This is a genomic window from Massilia mucilaginosa, assembly GCF_011682145.1.
GTDB classification, from domain to species: Bacteria; Pseudomonadota; Gammaproteobacteria; order Burkholderiales; family Burkholderiaceae_D; genus Telluria_A; species Telluria_A mucilaginosa.
In genome coordinates this window covers 13665-31511 of the sequence record NZ_WHJH01000005.1, presented here as the reverse complement: position 1 = coordinate 31511, position 17847 = coordinate 13665, and the positions used below count along the sequence as shown (strand labels likewise).

At 64.8% G+C, this 17847-nt stretch carries 19 protein-coding genes; 9 read left to right on the top strand and 10 right to left on the bottom strand.

All coding sequences use genetic code 11. The features are described 5' to 3' along the window. Positions 1-27 precede the first annotated feature (27 nt). On the bottom strand, positions 28-1401 hold the full coding sequence (locus F2P45_RS06495) for an MFS transporter (protein ID WP_166871680.1): 1374 nt from the start codon (positions 1399-1401) through the stop codon (positions 28-30). 312 nt (positions 1402-1713) lie between these two features. Between F2P45_RS06495 and F2P45_RS06490 the strand changes: the two genes are divergently transcribed. Further along, positions 1714-2169, top strand: coding sequence for a cache domain-containing protein (locus F2P45_RS06490; RefSeq protein ID WP_166872326.1), 456 nt, complete (start codon positions 1714-1716; stop codon positions 2167-2169). Positions 2170-2426: 257 nt separating this feature from the next. Here F2P45_RS06490 and F2P45_RS06485 read toward each other — a convergent pair whose 3' ends face one another. After that, complete coding sequence (locus tag F2P45_RS06485; protein WP_166871677.1) at positions 2427-3848, bottom strand: KamA family radical SAM protein; 1422 nt, start codon at positions 3846-3848, stop codon at positions 2427-2429. Positions 3849-4090: 242 nt separating this feature from the next. Here F2P45_RS06485 and F2P45_RS06480 point away from each other — a divergent pair, with 242 nt between their 5' ends. Together F2P45_RS06480 and F2P45_RS06475 are read left to right on the top strand one after the other, a co-directional pair. Continuing rightward, complete coding sequence (locus tag F2P45_RS06480; RefSeq protein ID WP_166871674.1) at positions 4091-4276, top strand: hypothetical protein; 186 nt, start codon at positions 4091-4093, stop codon at positions 4274-4276. Between the two features lie 58 nt (positions 4277-4334). Beyond that, the gene (locus F2P45_RS06475) at positions 4335-6053 is read left to right on the top strand and encodes a methyl-accepting chemotaxis protein (RefSeq protein ID WP_166871669.1); all 1719 of its coding nucleotides are present in this window, start codon (positions 4335-4337) and stop codon (positions 6051-6053) included. Positions 6054-6076: 23 nt separating this feature from the next. Here the strand turns inward: F2P45_RS06475 and F2P45_RS06470 are convergent, their stop codons facing one another. Further along, positions 6077-6640, bottom strand: coding sequence for a DNA-3-methyladenine glycosylase (locus F2P45_RS06470; RefSeq protein ID WP_166872324.1), 564 nt, complete (start codon positions 6638-6640; stop codon positions 6077-6079). A gap of 216 nt (positions 6641-6856) precedes the next feature. Here F2P45_RS06470 and F2P45_RS06465 point away from each other — a divergent pair, with 216 nt between their 5' ends. From F2P45_RS06465 to F2P45_RS06450, 4 genes are all read left to right on the top strand, one after another. Continuing rightward, positions 6857-7723, top strand: a complete 867-nt coding sequence (locus F2P45_RS06465; RefSeq protein ID WP_166871666.1) for an HDOD domain-containing protein — start codon at positions 6857-6859, stop codon at positions 7721-7723. A gap of 50 nt (positions 7724-7773) precedes the next feature. After that, complete coding sequence (locus F2P45_RS06460; protein ID WP_166871663.1) at positions 7774-8961, top strand: tetratricopeptide repeat protein; 1188 nt, start codon at positions 7774-7776, stop codon at positions 8959-8961. A gap of 84 nt (positions 8962-9045) precedes the next feature. After that, positions 9046-9612 carry a cysteine hydrolase family protein gene (locus F2P45_RS06455; protein ID WP_166871660.1) on the top strand — a complete coding sequence of 189 codons (567 nt, stop codon included), beginning with the start codon at positions 9046-9048 and terminating at the stop codon, positions 9610-9612. Between the two features lie 73 nt (positions 9613-9685). After that, positions 9686-11296, top strand: a complete 1611-nt coding sequence (locus F2P45_RS06450) for an alkaline phosphatase D family protein (RefSeq protein WP_166871657.1) — start codon at positions 9686-9688, stop codon at positions 11294-11296. An 8-nt stretch (positions 11297-11304) separates the two neighbouring features. On the opposite strand, the gene F2P45_RS06445 is transcribed toward F2P45_RS06450, so the two are convergent. From F2P45_RS06445 to F2P45_RS06420, 6 genes are all read right to left on the bottom strand, one after another. Next, positions 11305-13056 (bottom strand): ABC transporter ATP-binding protein, encoded by a 1752-nt coding sequence (locus tag F2P45_RS06445; RefSeq protein ID WP_370663212.1) that lies wholly within the window; start codon positions 13054-13056, stop codon positions 11305-11307. Continuing rightward, positions 13053-13619, bottom strand: coding sequence for a thioredoxin domain-containing protein (locus F2P45_RS06440; RefSeq protein WP_166871655.1), 567 nt, complete (start codon positions 13617-13619; stop codon positions 13053-13055). Before F2P45_RS06440 ends, F2P45_RS06445 begins: the two co-directional genes overlap by 4 nt. Continuing rightward, entirely contained in the window at positions 13619-14140 is a 522-nt protein-coding gene (locus tag F2P45_RS06435; protein WP_166871652.1) for a MauE/DoxX family redox-associated membrane protein, read from the bottom strand. The genes F2P45_RS06440 and F2P45_RS06435 overlap by 1 nt, the downstream gene beginning before the upstream one ends. Next, positions 14137-15021 (bottom strand): SDH family Clp fold serine proteinase, encoded by an 885-nt coding sequence (locus tag F2P45_RS06430; protein WP_166871649.1) that lies wholly within the window; start codon positions 15019-15021, stop codon positions 14137-14139. Before F2P45_RS06430 ends, F2P45_RS06435 begins: the two co-directional genes overlap by 4 nt. After that, on the bottom strand, positions 15018-16016 hold the full coding sequence (locus F2P45_RS06425; protein WP_166871646.1) for an ATP-grasp domain-containing protein: 999 nt from the start codon (positions 16014-16016) through the stop codon (positions 15018-15020). Before F2P45_RS06425 ends, F2P45_RS06430 begins: the two co-directional genes overlap by 4 nt. A gap of 118 nt (positions 16017-16134) precedes the next feature. After that, positions 16135-16311 carry a hypothetical protein gene (locus F2P45_RS06420; protein ID WP_166871643.1) on the bottom strand — a complete coding sequence of 59 codons (177 nt, stop codon included), beginning with the start codon at positions 16309-16311 and terminating at the stop codon, positions 16135-16137. Between the two features lie 60 nt (positions 16312-16371). Here F2P45_RS06420 and F2P45_RS06415 point away from each other — a divergent pair, with 60 nt between their 5' ends. Next, positions 16372-16632: a hypothetical protein gene (locus F2P45_RS06415; protein ID WP_166871640.1), complete on the top strand. Its 261-nt coding sequence runs from the start codon at positions 16372-16374 to the stop codon at positions 16630-16632. 111 nt (positions 16633-16743) lie between these two features. Here F2P45_RS06415 and F2P45_RS06410 read toward each other — a convergent pair whose 3' ends face one another. Beyond that, a complete protein-coding gene (locus F2P45_RS06410) occupies positions 16744-17304 on the bottom strand; it encodes a DNA-deoxyinosine glycosylase (protein WP_166871637.1) in 561 nt (186 codons plus the stop codon). Positions 17305-17383: 79 nt separating this feature from the next. Here F2P45_RS06410 and F2P45_RS06405 point away from each other — a divergent pair, with 79 nt between their 5' ends. Continuing rightward, on the top strand, positions 17384-17830 hold the full coding sequence (locus F2P45_RS06405; protein WP_166871634.1) for an Mpo1 family 2-hydroxy fatty acid dioxygenase: 447 nt from the start codon (positions 17384-17386) through the stop codon (positions 17828-17830). Positions 17831-17847: the final 17 nt, after the last annotated feature.

The following is a 17847-nucleotide window of genomic DNA, read 5'->3' as shown; positions in this document are numbered from 1 at the left end:
CCCGTTACGCCACCCCGCCGTCCCCCTTCAGGCCGCCTTGCCGAAATCCTCCTCCGCAACCAGGATCGGCGCCACGCCGCTGGCCGCGCGCCGTCCCAGCGCGTACATCACCAGGCCCGGCAGTTGCAGCAGCACCAGCACGCCGAACCCGACCCGGTAGGCGATGGCCGGATAGTGGCCGCCGGCGTCCGGTGCCCACAAGCCGATCAACTGGCCGAAACCGGCCTGCACCAGGAAGGCGCCGATAAAGATGAGCATGTTCAGGCAGGACGAGGCCGGTCCGGCCAGCTCGCGCGGCAGGCTTTGCTGCACGATCGTATATTCGATGCCGGTGATGGTGCCCACCAGCGTGAACAACACGGCCATCTGCGCGAACGTCGGCGAATGGTTCAGCACGATCGCGCACTGGACCAGCACGAACCCGGCCACCCCGACCGCCGCCACGTCGAGCGGGGCGATCCCGCGCCGCTTGGCCCATTCGGTAATCATGCCGACCGCGATGGCGCCGAAGATGACGGCGGCCATGCTCAGGTACAGCAGGTAAGCCACGGTGCCCTCGGGAAAACGGGCCACGTCGGACAGCCAGCGGCCGATCCACAGTCCCTGCATGCCCCAGTAAATGGTGTGCGACAGCAGCACCAGGGTGATGGTCTTGCGAAAGGCGCGGTTGCGCCACACGTCGAGCAGGGCCTGCCCGGTGGGCGCCTTGCCGGTCGGGGCGGCACCCTTGCGCGGCCTGACCATCCAGGCAAACAGGGCGATCGCGGCGGTCAGCACGGCCAGCCCGATGAACAGGCCGCGCCAGTCGGTGACCTCGAGCACGCGGCGCAGCGGCAGGGTGGCCGACGCCGAGCCCAGCCCGCCGAAGGCGATCAGGAAGCCGACCGACGATGGCAGCCGTTCCGCCACCACCCCGGCCGAGATGGCTTTCACCGCCACCATCATGGTGCCGCCGACGCCGAAGCCGATCACCGCGCGCGCCAGCACCAGCTGGGTCAGGGTTTGTCCGTAGGCGAACATCAGCGCGCCGAGTGCCGCCAGCAGCAGCATCGCCAGTTGCACCTTGTGCGGGCCGTGGCGCTCCAGCGCATAGGCGGTCGGGAGCTGGGCCAGCACGACGGAGAAAAAGAAGGTGCTCGTGAGCAGGCCGAGCTGCCCGGGATTGAGCGACAGCGACGCGACCAGGTCCGGCACCAGCACCGCATTCACGTTGCGCAGCAGCGCATGCATGTACTGGCCGAGCGCGAACGGCAGGAACACCGTGAAAAACAGCGCGGCACGCGCTTGCCAGGAGGTTTTTTGTACATCGCTCGCGGCGGGCTCCAAGCCCGGTGCCGGGTTGGCGGGCGGGTCCGCGTCCTTGCCGCGCCAGAAGGTGCTGCGGATGGTCTCAGTGCGCATTGCGGACTCCGGTGAACGGTGAATAGGATGCGGGTTCGCCGCCAACGATTTCCAACTGCAGAAAATTGTCGACAGGAATTAATACTAAAAGCCTGCACCCGATCCAAATTGTCTTACGTCAACTTACTCAGTAAAAGTTCCTTTGAAGAATCTATTTCGCACAGAAATGGCCAGTGTTGTCTTTGGGTCCTGCCGGGCTGACGGATTGCGGCGGTTTGACCTCGCGCAAGTGGCGGCGCGGACGCGGGCGTACATTAGGAAATGCGTCAAGGCAATATTTATCCAATGAAGTTCTCCCTGAAGGAAGTCACCATGAAGCTGCTGTTTACCGCTACCACCTTGGGCCTGGCCATTGCGGCCGGTCATGTCTGCGCTGCCGAACCGGCCGAAAAAGATGCCATCGCCCTGGTCGAGAAAGGCGTCGCCCTGGTCAAGTCGGATGGCAAGGCCGAGATGATCAAGCGCATCAACGCCAAGGACCCCACCTTTGTGCAAAGCGCCCTCTATATCTATATGTCGGACGCCAAGACCGGCGTGATCCTGGCGCACCCGATGAACCCGGCGCTGGTGGGCAAGGACTTGATCGACGTGCCCGACACCAACGGCAAGCCATTCCGGCGCGCGGGCGTCGACATGGTGGCCAAGCAAGGCAAGGGCTGGATCGACTACACCTACAAGAACCCCGCCTCCGGCAAGATCGAGCCGAAGACGACCTATCTGATGCGGGTCGATGACGTCATCTTGCAGGCAGGCATCTACAAGAAGTAAGCAAGACACGCGCGCCGCGCCCGCATGCAGCGGCGCGGATCAGCATCCCCGCCTTCATCGGAAACCATGTGATTTTGCCGCCGCAACTGGCTGTATCGGTTGCGGCGTTGCGCTCGATGCGGGCGTGGCACTCGTCAATACGCGGACCGGGTGCCGCGCCAGTGCCGGACGATTCCCCGGAATGCCCCTGCCGAGGTCGGCGAATCGGCTGGCGCGCCATGCCGCCGCCGCGCCGAAGGCGGCGGCACGGCGAAGGCTTACTGGCGGCAGCGGCCGGCGTCCGCGCGCTGCGCCGTCCTGATCGGAATCACCTTGGCGGTCGGCGCCTGGACAAAGCCCTCGTCCGCGCCTTCGAAGAAGAACTTGCTCTTGCCAAAAGCCGGCACCAGATGATCCATCCAGGTCGCCGTTTCATCGTATTTGGCAAAGAACGGTTTGCGCACCCAGTCCGGATTGCGTGCCTGCAAAAATTGCAGCGCGAACAGTTTCTCGCCATGGATGGTGACCACGCCATCGATCACGACCTTGCCGGGAAAGGCGCTCATGGACGGACCGCGCACCGTGCGCGACAGGCCCGACACCATCTGGAACGCCGCCTGGAAGATATCGTGCGCGCGCGCCAGCGGCAGCGAAAAATACTCGCTCGGCCCGGTATCGCGCTCGACGAACATGTAGTACGGAATCGCGCCGAGGCGCACGCCGGTGGTCCACAGCTCGGCCCAGCTGGCGGGGTCTTCGTTGATGTGGCGGATCAGCGGACCTTGCATGCGCAGGGTGGCGCCGGTCGAGACGATGCGCTTGACCGCCTTTTGCGCCATCGCGTTGCGCAGTTCGACCGCGTGGCTGTAGTGGCCCATGATGGCCAGGTTCTTGCCGGCGGCAACCACTTTTTCGAACAGGCGCATCAGGTCGTCGGCATCGCGGTCGGTGACGAAACGCTGTGGCCAGTACGCCACCGCCTTGGTGCCGATGCGGATGTTCTGGATGTGGGCCAGCTCGGGCACCAGCAGCGATTCGAGGAACACCGCCAGCGAACGGGTATTCATGATCATCGGGTCGCCTCCGGTGATGAGCACGTCGGTGACCTCCGGGCAAGTCGCCAGGTAGGCCACCAGTTCGGTCGTTTCACTGGCATCGAACTTGAGGTCGTCCATGCCGACGAACTGCGGCCAGCGAAAGCAAAAGGTGCAGTAGGCGTGGCAGCTCTGGCCGGCGCTGGGAAAGAACAGTACCGTTTCCTTGTACTTGTGCTGCAGGCCGCGCAAGGGCGCGTCGTTTACGCGCGGCACGTTGTGGGTCATCTGGCCGGCCGGATGCGGGTTCATGCGCATGCGGATCGCCCGCACCAGCTTGTCGATGGCCGCCTCGTCCTTCTTGAACAGCACCAGCTCGCGCAACTGGGCGTACTCCTGGGGCTGCAGCATGTCGCGGTGCGGAAACACCAGGCGGTAGATCGGGTCGTCCGGAATACTGCTCCAGTCGATCAGCTGGTCCATCACATAGGCATTCGTGCGAAACGGCAGCACGCGCGAAACCACTTCCACCGCTTCGCGCAGCTCGGGCGACATGAATTGCCACTGGCGCGCACTGGCAATCGACTGGCGGGTATAAGGCTTGAATTTGAGGGGCGCGGAATCGGTCACGGTGGGCTCCTGGAGAAAGGCGGAAAGGGATGCCATCAGCGATTTCCGAAACGGAATGGCAGGCAGGAAGCCATCATATGCTTGCATTATGGAATTAAATTGTTATAGATCAACATGACTCACCGGCCCGCCCGGTGGGGCGCCGGCGGAACAGCGGAGTGTGGCTTGTATGCATCCTTTACCCCGATCTTGATATGGCGCAATCGACGCCATGAGGGAGGGCATAAATTACGCAGTACACCCAAGCAACACTGCTCCCGTTTCCCGAAAGGATCCCCATGAAACTGCTGATGACTGCCGCCGCCCCGTGCCTTGCCTATGGCGCCGGCCACGCCTGCGCCATAGGCACCACCGACAAGGACGCCATCGCCATGGTCGACCCCAGCGGCAAGATCGCGCCGAAAACCACCTGCCTCCAGCGCGTCGACGACGTGATTGCGCAAGCGGGCATTTACAAAAACTAAAGCGTCCGGAATGCGGCCGGCACCTGCCGTCCGCCGAACGTTCTGTCGGGAGTAAGGCATGCTGAACAAATTGCGTATTGGGCCCAAGCTGCTGCTGGCCCCCGGGCTGGTACTGATCTTGCTGATGCTGGTGGCCGCGGGCGCCTGGTACGGCATGGTGCGCCAGAATGAATCACTGGAAAAAATGGTGCAAGTGCACGCGACGCGCCAGAAAGCGGCGGCCGACGTGGCCGGCGACACCAAGCATGCGCACGCCAACATCTATCAATTGCTGGCCTGGATCAACGGCAGCTTCGCCCAGTCGCGCGTGGATGCCCTGAGCGCCGAGATCGGCAAGAAGCACGCCGCCATCGGCGCCCAGCTCGGCGCGCTCGCGCGCATGGCGCACCCCTCCGGGAAAAAGCTGATCGACGCCTCCACCGTGGCGCTCGGCGCCTACCGCAAGAGCGTGCTCGAGACCATCGAAATGGCGCAGGTGGACCAGTCGATCGCGACCAATTCGATGCAAAAGGCGGAGAAGGAATTCGTCGCCCTGAGCGCGGCCCTGGGCCAGCTGGCCGACATCGAAAAGCAGCTGGGCGAGCGCGCCTATGCCGACGCCCGCGAGGAATTCCGCGCGCTGGTGGGGGCGATGGGGGCGCTGGTGCTGCTCTCGATCGGCCTGTCGCTGCTGGCCACGATGCTGGTGCGGCGCGCCATGCTGGCCGACATCCGCGCCATTGCCGGGGTGGTGGGCGCGCTCTCGAACGGACGCCTGACGGTCGGCACGCCCAACCGCGGCCGTGACGAAATCGCCGACACCTCGCGCGCGCTGGACCAGACCATCGGCACCCTGAACCAGACCTTGCGTTCGGTACTGGACTCGGTGCGCTCGATCGACACCGCCTCGCACGAAATCGCCACCGGCAACATGGACCTGTCGAACCGCACCGAAATGCAGGCCGGCTCGCTCGAACAGACTGCCAGCGCGATGGAAACCCTGACCCTGGCGGTGAAGGAAAACGCCAGCAACGCGCGCCGCGCCAACGACCTGGCGTCGACTGCCGCCACCCTGGCCGCCAGCGGCGGCAAAGCGGTGGACCGGGCGGTGAGCACCATGGCCCAGATCAAGGCCAGTTCGGCCAAGATCGTCGACATCATCAGCGTGATCGACGGCATCTCGTTCCAGACCAATATATTGGCGCTGAACGCGGCGGTCGAAGCGGCGCGCGCCGGCGAACAGGGGCGCGGTTTCGCGGTGGTGGCGGCCGAAGTGCGCACCCTGGCGCAGCGCTCGGCGGCGGCGGCCAAGGAAATCAAGGCCCTGATCGCCGACTCGGCCGCCATCATCGACGGCGGCAGCGCCTCGGTCAACGAAGCGGGCAGCAGCATGGGCGACATTGTGGCCTCGGTCCGGCAGGTCAACGACATCATCGAGCGCATCAGCCTGGCCAGTTCCGAGCAGGCCGAAGGCATTGCCGAGGTCAACATGGCGGTCGGCCAGATGGATTCCATGACCCAGCAGAACGCGGCGCTGGTCGAGCAGGCCGCGGCGGCGGCCGAAAGCCTGCACGAACAGACGGTGAACCTGTCGAAGGCGGTGTCGATCTTCCAGATCGATGCCGATCCGCAGGACGACGCGGCGCTGCGGGACGGGCACGCCGCGCTGCATGGCGACCCGGACGCCGCCTGCCGCGCACCGGCCGAGCGGCGCGCGGCGGCGAGCCGGATGCGGGCGGTGGGCGCGCGCGGTCTGTCGCCGGCGGCGCGCGGGGCGGCCGGACAGCGCATCAACTGAGCAGGCTGCTGGCGGGGCTGGCCTTAGCGGAAGGGTTTGCTGACAAAGCGCGACCCGGCCAGGCCGAAGCGCCAGGGCACCTCCATGGCCTTGGAAATGCCGATGCGCGGCCCGGCGACCACGGTGGCCGGCGCGGCCGGGGCGATCAGCGCGAACGGCGGCGCGTTCAGCGGCAGCGCGTTGTGCAAGCGCGTGATGCCCAGTGCCTGGCTCAGCTTGCCGGGACCGGAGCACAGCAGGCGCACATCGTCCAGGCCGCGCCGCTCGCGCATCAGGCCGATGCCTTCGAGCGGCTCGATGGCGCGGATCAGCACGCCGGCGCCATGGCCATCCTCGCGGCACACGAAGTTCAGGCACCAGTGGATCCCGTAAGAACGGTAGACGTAAGCATGCCCGGGCGGGCCGAACATGGCCAGGTTACGCTCGCTGGGGCCGGAAAAGCTGTGCGAAGCCGGATCGTCGCGGTCGTAGGCCTCGGTTTCGACGATGCGCCCGCCCACGCCATCGACCAGCAGCGCCACGCCGATGAGCTGGCGCGCCACCTCCTGCGACGGCGCGCCAAAATCGACGCCCGCCAACCGTGTCATTGTCTGCATTTTCATAAGAAACAATTCTACCTAAACTCCCCCCGGCGGTTGGTTTTGAGGCAAGCCTGCCAGTTTGCCCATGCCGGGGTGTGACAGCGGGCCAACACTGAAGAAAGATTCCTTTTGGATTGAGAGAAGATGAGCCGCTGCGAGGCAGACTGGTTTATAGTGACGTATTGCAAGAGATTCCACGCGGAAATTAATCTTCCATATCATATGAGCAACCCAGCCCTAGCCAACCCCGCCGACGACCCGGTCGATGCCCTGATCAAGTCGATCCGGATACCGCCACGTCCGAGCCTGCTGGCCGACCTGCAGCGCGAACTGATGTCGGAAGATCCGTCGCCGGCAACCATCGGCCGCATCATCGCCAGCGATGTCGGCATGTCCGGGGCGCTGCTCAAGCTCGCCAATTCCTCGTTTTACGGCGGCAAGCGCAAGGCCAAGTCGATCGAGCAAGCCATTCTGTTCCTGGGCATTAACCAGGTCGCGGCCCTGATGACCGGCCTGCTGGCCCGGCGCAGCATCGGCACCGACCACGCTTCGCTGGCCAGTTTCTGGGACCTGTCGACCCGGCGCGCCCAGGCCATGGTGTACCTGTCGCGCCGCCTGCGCATCGGCGAAGCCGACGTGGCCCACACGTTCGGCCTGTTCTGCGACACCGGCGTGCCGCTCCTGATGCAGCGCTTTCCCGCCTACGCGTCCACCTTCGCCGAAGCGGCCAACGATCCGGTGCGCCCGTTCACCGCGCTCGAAGATGAGCGCCACAGCACCAACCATGCCGCCATCGGCTGCCTGCTGGCGCGTAACTGGGGCCTGTCGAGCGAAGTGGCGTGGGCCATCCTGCATCACCAGGATTACACCGTGCTCGAAGACGAGGCGACCGACGACGCCGTGCGCGCCCTGGTGGCGCTGTCGCTGCTGGCCGAAAGCGCCATCCAGCAGTACCAGGGCCACGGCGGCTCGCTCGAATGGGACAAGGGCGGCGCCCGCGCCAGCGCCTATCTGGGCCTGTCCGACGACGACATCACCGACCTGCTCGACGAACTGCACGATTCCTTCCACGGCGAGCACGAGCACTAGACTTTCCGCGTTTCGACGACGATACTGAAAGCAGACTTCAGGAGGCATCGATGCGACACCTTGCCAGCTTGGCCATCCTTACCTTGTCCCTGCTGGGCAGCGGCTGCGCCAGCATGCGCGCGCCTGCCCCGCTGCCGCTGCAGGCGGTCTTGAGCGACACCGCCTTCACGCCGCCGCCGGCGCCGGTTGGCCCGGACCAGCTGTTCGCGCTCAGTCCCGCCATGCGCGCCTATATCGACAGCCCCGAGTTCCGCAACGTGCTGCGCAGGCTGGGCCCCGAGCGCGGCCTGGTCGAGGCGCTCTACACCAAGGGCGAGCTGAAACTCGAATACGACGCCAGCGTCACCCGCAACGCCGCCGAAACCTTCGACGCGCGCATGGGCAACTGCCTGTCGCTGGTGGTCATGACCGCCGCTTTCGCCAAGCACCTGGGGCTGGAGGTGCAGTACCAGGACGTGATGATCGACGAAACCTGGACCCGCAGCGCCAGCCTGTATTTCGCCAGCACCCACGTCAACCTCAGCATGGGCAAGCGGCGCACGGTGCAGGCGCGCACCATCGGGGGCGACGAGCGCATGCTGACCATCGACTTCCTGCCGCCCGAAGACAGCGCGCGCTACAACACGCACGTGATCGAAGAGCGCATGATCGAGGCGATGTTCATGAATAACCGCGCGGCCGAAGCGCTGGCCGACAACCGCCTCGACGAGGCCTACTGGTGGGCGCGCGCGGCGGTGGTGCACCTGCCGACCTACTCGACGCCCTACAACACGCTGGGCGTGATCTACCAGCGCCACGGCGACCAGCTGCTGGCCGAACGCGCCTTCAAGGCCACCCTGACGCTGGAACCGGAAAGCACGATCGCCATGCACAACCTGGTGCCGGTGCTGTCCAAACTGGGCAAGAACGACGAATCGAAAGCACTGGCGGCGCGCCTGGCCACGCTCGAACCCACGCCGCCCTACCACTACTTCCACAAAGCGATGAAGGCACTGGAAGATCTGCGCTACGCCGAGGCGCGCGATTTGCTGAACAAGGAAGTGCGGCGCGCGCCGTTCAACCACGAGTTCCACTTCTGGCTGGCGATCGCGCACTGGCGCCTGGGCGAAGCGGCTTCCGCGCGCGACGCGCTGGCGCTGGCGCTCGACAACAGCACCACGCATGCGGCCACCGAACGCTATTCGGCCAAGCTGGCCTTTTTGCGCTCGCAGATCGGCAAGCGCCAGCGCGCTTACTGAGGCTGGCCGTACGTAGTAGTCGCAACTGGCGCGCCCCACACGGCGCACCTATACTGGGTGCTCGTCCATTCCTAGCGAGCCTTCATGCGCAGCGACCTGCCCGCCCTGATCATCATCGACATGCACGAAGCCATGGCCAATCCGGCCGCGGGCCATCGCAACAATCCCGACGCCGAAGAACGCATCGCGCGCCTGCTCAGCGCCTGGCGCGCGGCCGATGCGCCGCTGGTCCATGTGCGCCATATCTCGCGCTCGCCGGACAGCCTGTTCCGCCCCGGCCAGGCGGGCGTGCAATTCCAGCAAGCGCTGGCGCCCCTGCCGCGCGAACACGTGGTCGAGAAAAACGTGCCCGACGCGTTCATTCATTCGGGGCTGGAACGCTGGCTGCACATGCGCGCCATCGAGCGCGTCGTCATCGTCGGGGTGAGCACCAACAATTCGGTCGAGGGCAGCGCGCGCAGCGCCGGCAATCTGGGTTTCGACACCACCGTGGTGGCCGACGCCTGCTTCGCCTTTGCCTGCACCGACTACGCCGGCCAGGCCCGCAGCGCCGACGAGGTGCACGCCATGGCCCTGGCGAACCTGAACGGCGAATACGCCACCATCAGCGACAGCGCCAGCGTGCTGCACGCCCTGTTCGACGCAACTTAGTTTCCCCTTTGGCAATTCATCAATAGGTAACAAACAGGCTCTAGACTTCCAGCCATTCTTCACTGGAGCCTTCATGACCTCAACACTTTCACGCCGCGGTTTCCTCACGCGCGGCGGCATCATCGCCGGCGGCACGGCCCTCAATGGTTCGCTGCTGCTGTCCGCCTGCGGCAGCTCGGACTCCCCTGCTCCGGCCATCGTCCCGAGCGAAGCCGAACGGCCCAAGCTGCCGTCCGGGATCCAGTTCGGCGACGTGAGCGGCGAGCGCGCCGTGATCTGGAGCCGCAGCGACCGCAATGCGCAGATGATCGTCGAATACGACACCAGCGAGCGCTTCACCAACGCCAGCCGGATTGTCGGCCCGACCGCCACCGAGGCCACCGACTTCACCTCGCGCGTCGACTTGTCGGGCCTGCCGGCCGGCCAGACCGTCTTCGTGCGCGTGAAATACATCGACCCGGCCAATGGCCGCATCGAGAGCGAAGCGGTGTCGGGCCAGTTCCGCACCATGCCGCAGGCCGACGGCAAGCGCGCCATCCGCTTCCACTGGAGCGGCGACCAGGCCGGCCAGGGCTGGGGCATCAACACCGACTTCGGCGGCGTGCGCATGTACGAATCGATGCGCAAGCGCGATCCGGATTTCTTCATCCACAACGGCGACACGGTCTACGCCGACGGCCCGATCGCGGCCGAAGCGAAGGCCGAAAATGGCCAGATCTGGAAAAGCATCGTGACCGAAGAAGTGAGCAAGGTCGCCGAAACGCTCAAGGAATTCCGCGGCCGCCACGCGTACAACACGCTGGACCTGAACTTGCGCAAATTCGCCGCGCAGGTGCCGCAGATCTGGCAGTGGGACGACCACGAGGTCACCAACAACTACAGCGGCGCCAAGGACCTGACGGCCGACGCGCGCTACAAGGAAAAGAACGTCGCCACCCTGGCCGAACGCGGCCGCCGCGCCTTCCTGGAGTACGCGCCGATGCGCTTCTACAAACAGGCCGAACCCCAGCGCATCTACCGCAGCATCGGCTACGGTCCGCTGCTCGACGTGTTCGTGATCGACATGCGCAGCTACCGCGGCCCGAACAGCACCAATCTGCAAACCGAAGAAAACGCCGGCTCGGCGCTGCTCGGCTCGGCCCAGGTGGACTGGCTGATCGCCGAACTGACTGCCTCGAAGGCGACCTGGAAGGTCATCTCGTCGGACATGCCGATCGGGCTGGAAGTGGCTGACGGCAAAGACGCCAAAGGCGTGGCGATGTGGGAAGCGGTGGCCAATGGCGTGAGCGGCCCGGCCTCGGGACGCGAACTGGAAATGGCGCGTCTGCTCAAGGGCATCAAGGCGGTGCCGAACGTGGTCTGGATCACGACCGACGTGCATTACTGCGCCGCGCACTACTACGACCCGGCCAGGGCGCACTTCACCGATTTTGCGCCGTTCTGGGAATTCGTGGCCGGCCCGATGAATGCCGGCGCCTTCGGTCCGGGCAAACTCGATATGACCTTCGGCCCGACCGAGGTGTTCGCCAAGGCGCCGCCGATCCAGAACTCGTCGCCGTTCGCCGGCTACCAGTTCTTCGGCGAAGTCAATATCGACCCGCAGTCGAAAGCGATGAAGGTCGACCTGTTCGACCTCAATGGCGTATCGCAGTTCAGCAAAACGCTGCCGGCGGCAGGGGTTTAAGCAGCTGCCTATTCCCTGCCGGCCCGGGCCAGCTGATGGCGCATCAGGTGGAAGTACAAGCCATCCTGCTGCGCCACCAGCTGCGCGTGCGTGCCCTGCTGCGCCAGCCTGCCCTGCTCCAGCACCAGGATGCGGTCGGCCTTGACGATGGTGGAAAAACGGTGCGCGATGATGATCGTGGTGCGCCCCTGCATCAAGGTGTCGAGCGCGCGCTGCACCTGCAGTTCGCTGGCCGAATCGAGCGCGCTGGTCGCTTCGTCGAGAATCAGGATGCGCGGATCGCGCAGCAGGGCGCGCGCAATCGCGATGCGCTGTTTCTGCCCGCCGGACAGTTGCGCCCCACGCTCGCCGACCACGGTATCGTAGCCGTCCGGGAAGGCGCTGATGAAATCGTGGGCATAGGCCAGCCTGGCCGCCGCCTTCACTTCATCGAGCGTCACGTCGCGTTCGGCCAGCGCGAACGCGATGTTCTCGAAGATGCTGCCCGAGAACAGCGATGGCTCCTGCTCCACGATCGCCAGCTTGCTGCGGATGCCCGCCAGCGTCATGGCACTGGCGTCGACGCCGTCGAACAGGATGCTGCCGCGCTCGGGCTGGTAGAAACCGAGGATCAGGCTGGCGATGGTCGATTTGCCGGCGCCGGATGCGCCGACCAGCGCAATCGTCTCACCGGCGGCGATGGAAAAGTCGATGCCGTTCAAGGCCGGCGTATCGGGCCGTTCGGGATACGCAAACACGACGTCCTCGAACGCCAGCCTGCCCTGCAAATGCAGGTCGCCAGCCGGCGCGGCTTCCTGTGCGCTTTCGGTGTTGATGACCTTGAAGATCCATTCGGTGGCGCCGATGGTGCGCATCCACGCGTTCCAGAATTCGCCGATGGCGCCCGCCGCTTCGGTCACCATGCTGGCGTACAGGATGAAGGCGGTCAGGTCGCCCACCGACAGCACGCCCTGGCCGATAAGGCGCGCACCGAACCATAAAGTGCCCAGCAGCGCCAGGTACACCAGGAACGACGAGCCGCCGCGAAACAGTGCAAACAGCGCGCTGCTCGACACCGACAGCGACAAGGCGTGTCCGGTCGCGCCGGCGTAACGCGCGCGCGCGGTGCGCTGCTGGCTGAAGGCATGCACCAGGCGGATGTTCGAAAAATGCTCCTGCGCGACCTTGCCGCATTCGGCCTGGCCGTCCTGCATCAGGCTTGCGCGCTTGCGGTACACCTTGCCCGTCATTTTGCCGATGAACAGGGTGGCCGGCAAAAAGATCACCAGCATCAGGCAGAGGACCGGCGAAATCGTCAGCAGCATCGCCACGCCGCCGATGAACACGCACAGGCAGCGCAGCGACACGGCCATGCCCATGGTGAGCGTATCGTGCAGGATCTCGACATCGGCCGTGAGGCGATTCGTCAGTTCGCCGACGTGGTGCTTGTCGTAGAAGCGGATCGGCTGCGCGATCAGCGCCGCGTACAACTGGCGCCGGATGCGCGTGACGATCATGTAGCCGGTCGACTCGAAAATGTAATAGCGCGCGGTGGCCGCCACGGCCTGCAGCGCCAGCACGCCCAGCATGATGAGCGCCAGTGAGCTGAACCACGCCATGTCGTTCCTCACGCCGATGTTATCGATGAAGTACGACAGCGCCTTCGGATAGGCCAGCTGGATCAGCACCGTGATGGCCATGCACACCAGGCCCGCGCACAGGCGCCCGGCGAAGGGGCGCAGCAGGCGCAGGCGGTCGAGATGGGGCGACGGCCGGTTCACGCGCTTGCCTCTTGCGCCATCTGCAGCTGGTCCATCTGTTCGCAAAAACTGCGCCAGTCGTCGTCGCCGATCATGCCGCGCGCGTCCAGGGTGCCGGCCTGGCTGATGAACAGGTACGAGGGCGACGACATGAGCGGGTTGAGCATCTCGTAGTCGGCGCCGGACACGCGCACGGCGCTGGCGGCCAGCGTGGTCGATTGCAGGAAGCGGCGCAGGCGCCAGGCCGGCTCCAGGCTGACCAGCCAGAGCGCCACGCCGGCGTCGCGCGCCAGCGGCGCCAGGCGCGCGATCTCGGGCAGCTTGTGGCGGCATTTGGGGCAGGCGCTGGACAGGAACAGCAGCACCGCCGGCTGGCCATCATCGCCCACCGTGAGCGGCGCGCCGTCGGCCAGGCGTGTGCCGCTGAAGGCGTCAAGCGCCTCGCCCAGCGGCAGGATCGATGCCGCCTTTGCGGCTGCACCGAGACGGTTCACGGCTTTCAGGAGCTGCAGGGACAGCTTGAGGTTCAGCGCCACGCTCAAGGCCAGCAGCAGCAGGATGACGGCCAGGACGTCGCTATCCATCAGGCGCTCCGCTTCAGGCTACGGGCAAGGTCGTGGAAACCGATCGCGACTATGGTGGCAATGAGCCCCAGGGCGGCGGCCAGCACGCTTTCTTTCCTGCCGAAAGCGGCCCCGCCGGAGAACACAAGGCAGGCGCCGATGGCGGCGATGACCAGGCCATTGCGCAGCAAATCGTAGCCCGATACCGGCCGTTCGCTCTCGCCGAAGCAGCTGCATTTGACGCTGCCTTCGACCACGTAGCGGTAGCCGACGAGCGCCGTCAGCAGCGCGAACAGCACCAGGGCGGCGGCCATGCCGATGCGGCCGATGCCGCCGCCGGCCAAAATCAGGCCCGCAAGCAATGCTTCGGCCGCGATGACGGCCGGTGCGAGCAGTGCGGCCGCCCGCCGCTTCACGCCGAACGACTCGACCAGGTTATGCGCGAACGCGGCCAGGGTGCGCAGTTTGCCGATGGCGGCGCACACCAGCAAAAACGCGGTGAAGAAGCGGATGATCTCCGCCAGGTAGGCTGCGGCGCTCATACGGCCAGCTTGCTCCAGCGCGGCAGAAAGCCGCCGCTGCGCTGTTCGCGCAGCATGCCGCCGTCGCGCGTGGCCAGCAGCACATCGTTCCACGGTGCGTCGGCCGCTTCGCGCAGGCCGCCGCCGACCAGCGTTTGCAGCACGCGCGACATGCGCCAGGCACAGTCCTCGACCTGCGCTTCGCGCCGGATGTTCAGTCCCAGTTTTGCCAGCTCTTCGCGGGTGAGCGCGTAGTTATGCGAGCAGTAGCCGAACATCAGTTGCTTGACCACCTCCTGGCGCCAGGCCTCGGGTTTGTCGGGCATGTGGAAGCGCAGCAGCTCTTCGCCGATCCGCATCACTTCCTGGGTGCTACGGTAGAACGCGGTGAGGGTCGGCGGGAAGAGGCTGCCGCACAGAAGACCGAGCGACTGCAGGCGCGCTTCGTCGGAACTGACGCCGAACCACTCCTCGCTCATGGCGCCGAACATCTTGATGTCCTGGCACGAGAACGACGAGGCGGCACTGTCGTCGCCGCTGCCGCCGTGCAGGTGCGGGTCGATCGGTGAAAACATGGCCAGGTCGCCGGCGATGATTTCATCGGCCGCCAGTGCCAGGATGGTGGCCGAGGACTCGCAGTGATACGGCACGATGAACGCCAGGTGCTCGCTGAACTGGCGCAGCAGCAGCGCGATGCGGCGCGCCGCGTTGACGATGCCGCCGCGGCATTGCAGCACCACGTCCAGGCGCGGCACCGGACCAATGGCGCGGCACTGTTCATACAAGGCCGGCAGGATTTCCATGTCCAGGTTGGAAGCGACAAATACCAGCACCCGGCTGTTGCGCAGCGCTTCGATTTCCTTGATTTGCTCACGCACGGGAAAACGGTGTGACTGGGTCATGCGCACTCCAGAATGAGTCGGTCGGCCAGCGCGTCGAGCATGGCGAATGCGGGAATCAACTGCTCGATGTAGAGAAACTGGCCGACCGGATTATTTTCCAGGAAAACGATGTCCTCATTGGGCGTGACGATCAGGTCCAGCGCGCTGTATGGCAAGCCGTAGCTGCGCGCGAACGCCAGGCAGCGCTCGCGCAGCGCGTCCGGCAGGACGGTCGCCTCGTACAAAATATCGGCCGACATGTCGCGCGAATCGATGGCGGTGCGTTCGTCGTCCTGCGAGTGGATCTTGGCCGCGAACACGCGCTCGCCGATGATCGTCACGCGCAGTTCGTACAGTTTGGGAATGTACTCCTGAAAATGGCAGGCCAGCTCGCCCACCGAGTCCAGTTGTTCGAACATGGCGTCGTCGACCACGGTGGTGCCGATGCCCTGCGCCACCCGCTCATTATCGTCCAGGTCTTCACCGCCCAGATTGGGGCTGGAGAGGGCCTTGAAGATCATCGGGCCGTCGATACTGGCGCGGAAGGCTTTTACTTCGGCGGGCGAATTGGTGGTCAGCGAGGCCGGAATGCGAAAGCCCATGCGCGCGGCGCGCTGCAATTGCTCGCCCTTCCACATGGCGCCGCGCAGGGCCAGCGGATGGCTCATCCAGAAGCAGTCGAGCGTGTAGAGCATGCCGAACAGCGCCTGTTCGGTTTCGGCCCTGGCGTAGATGCGTTCCTGGACGCCGAGGTCGGGGCTGAGAAAACTGAATTCGGCCGGTTTGCGGCTCCAGATCGCACCCACCTCGGCCAGGTCGAGCGCCTCGCCCGACGGCAGATGGCGGATCCACTGGCGCAGGCTACCCGCGGCAAACCATTGCGCGCTCTGGTAATCGCGCGGGAAGGCGTCCAGGTCGATGCGGAAGGCCGCGCATCCTTTCGCTTGCAGGATCGGGATGAGCAGGTCGACGTGCAGGTCGGCGCTGTTACTGACAATCAGAACCTTTTTCGCCATATGCCGCTTTGAAGAGGTCAACCGAAAACACCCTGCCCGAGAGCAGGGCTTGCCTGGGGGACCTCGAAAGTTACGCCGCGCAGCAGCTTGTTCGAGGTCGCCCTTGGAGCTCAGGCGATCAGCACCATACGCCCAGATCGCGGCCCCAGTAACCATCCGCACGCTGGTCTTCGCCCGAGCAGCCGGCGCTGGCGACGCCGTCGCGCAGTTTCCATTGCGGGGCTGGTTTGGTTTCTTTGGCTTTCTTTTCAGCTAGTTTGAAGGCAAACAGCTTGGTGTTCTCTTGCTTTTCCATGGACCAATCTTTCAAAAAGTGATGTGGAGGACAGCAGTTCGGATAAAAAAAAGCCCTGCGATGAGCAAGGCTTCTTATCCAGCGAATCTGTCAGCAGTAGATACCGTTGTCGCGGCCTGGACGGCGGTCGCCGCGGGCATCCGGGCCGGAGCAGCCGGCGCTGGCGACGCCTTCGCGCGCTTGCCACTGCGGTGTGGGTTTTGCTTCTTTGGTTTTCTTCTCGGCCAGCTTGAACGCGAACGTTTTCATTCCATTTTGATTTTTCATTTTCGTATCTTTCAAAAAATAGCGAAATTCAATCCAACGGTGTACCGCTTTTAACGGTAAGGAAATCCTAGTCGCATGCCAAACTTGCGTCAAGATAAATATTATTCTATGGTTAATGCAAATTGCATAAGTGGTGATCCTGGTCAATTCGAGCGTGCCGATTGACTATGCCGGGGGGCGCGCAGAGTGCAACACATCATCCCCCAGCATCCGCCACACCAGCAATTTCTCCGCATACGGCGCGGTGTAGGCCGGGCTGCTCGACGGCAGGTTGACGATGCGATAGCGCTGCGCCAGTTCCCCCAGCGTCTTCATCCCCAGCCGCGCCGCCGTGCCGCCATTGAAAGCAATCGTCCTGAGCTGCGGCAGGCTCTCAACCAGCCCGACCAGGTCGTTGCCCACATGGCCGCGAATCTGGCTGTCCAGGCTGCCCTCGCGGCGGGCCTGCGCCACGACATCCCACAGGCCGATGCCGTGCGCCAGCAGCGCCGCCAGGCGCGCCTCGTAGTCCAGCGCCACCAGATTGACACCCGTGACCTCCGACATCAGCACCCAGAAACGGTTCTGGCGATTGCCATAATATTGCTGCTGCGCGAGCGAGCGTTCGCCCGGCAGGCTGCCGAGCACAAGAATGCGGGTGTGCGCATCGACCACCGGCGCAAAACAGCGCTTGAGCGCATCGGCATCGGCTTCGGCTTCGAGATTGGCAAGCTGAAAATCGTTCATGGTGCGATTCTAGCAGTCCCCGGGACAGGTGTAGAATCGTCCAGCAAGCCAACCACAACAACAAAATCCGGAGACTCCCATGGACCAAGCACCCCAGCCGCGCGCCATCGATACCTTGCTCGCGAAATACAGCGAAAGCCACCTGAACCACACCAACGAGCTGATTCACTTCGTTTGCGTGCCGGTGATCGTGTTCACCCTGCTCGGCATTATCTGGTGGATCCACCCGTTCGCAGCCGTGGCTGTCACCGTGCTGTCGCTGTGCTATTACTTCCAGCTATCGAAGCCCTTCGCGGCCGGCATGCTCGCGATGTCGGCCATGATGCTCGGCCTGCTCAGCCTGATGCCGCCGGCCACCGTGCTGCCACTGTCGCTGGCCATTTTCGTGCTGGCCTGGATCGGGCAGTTTGTCGGCCACAAGATCGAGGGCAAGAAGCCATCCTTCTTCGACGACCTGCGCTTCCTGCTGATCGGCCCGCTGTTCGTGCTGAGCTTCCTGTACCGGCGTCTCAACCTGGCCTGGTAGGCAGTTTTCCGCGCCGA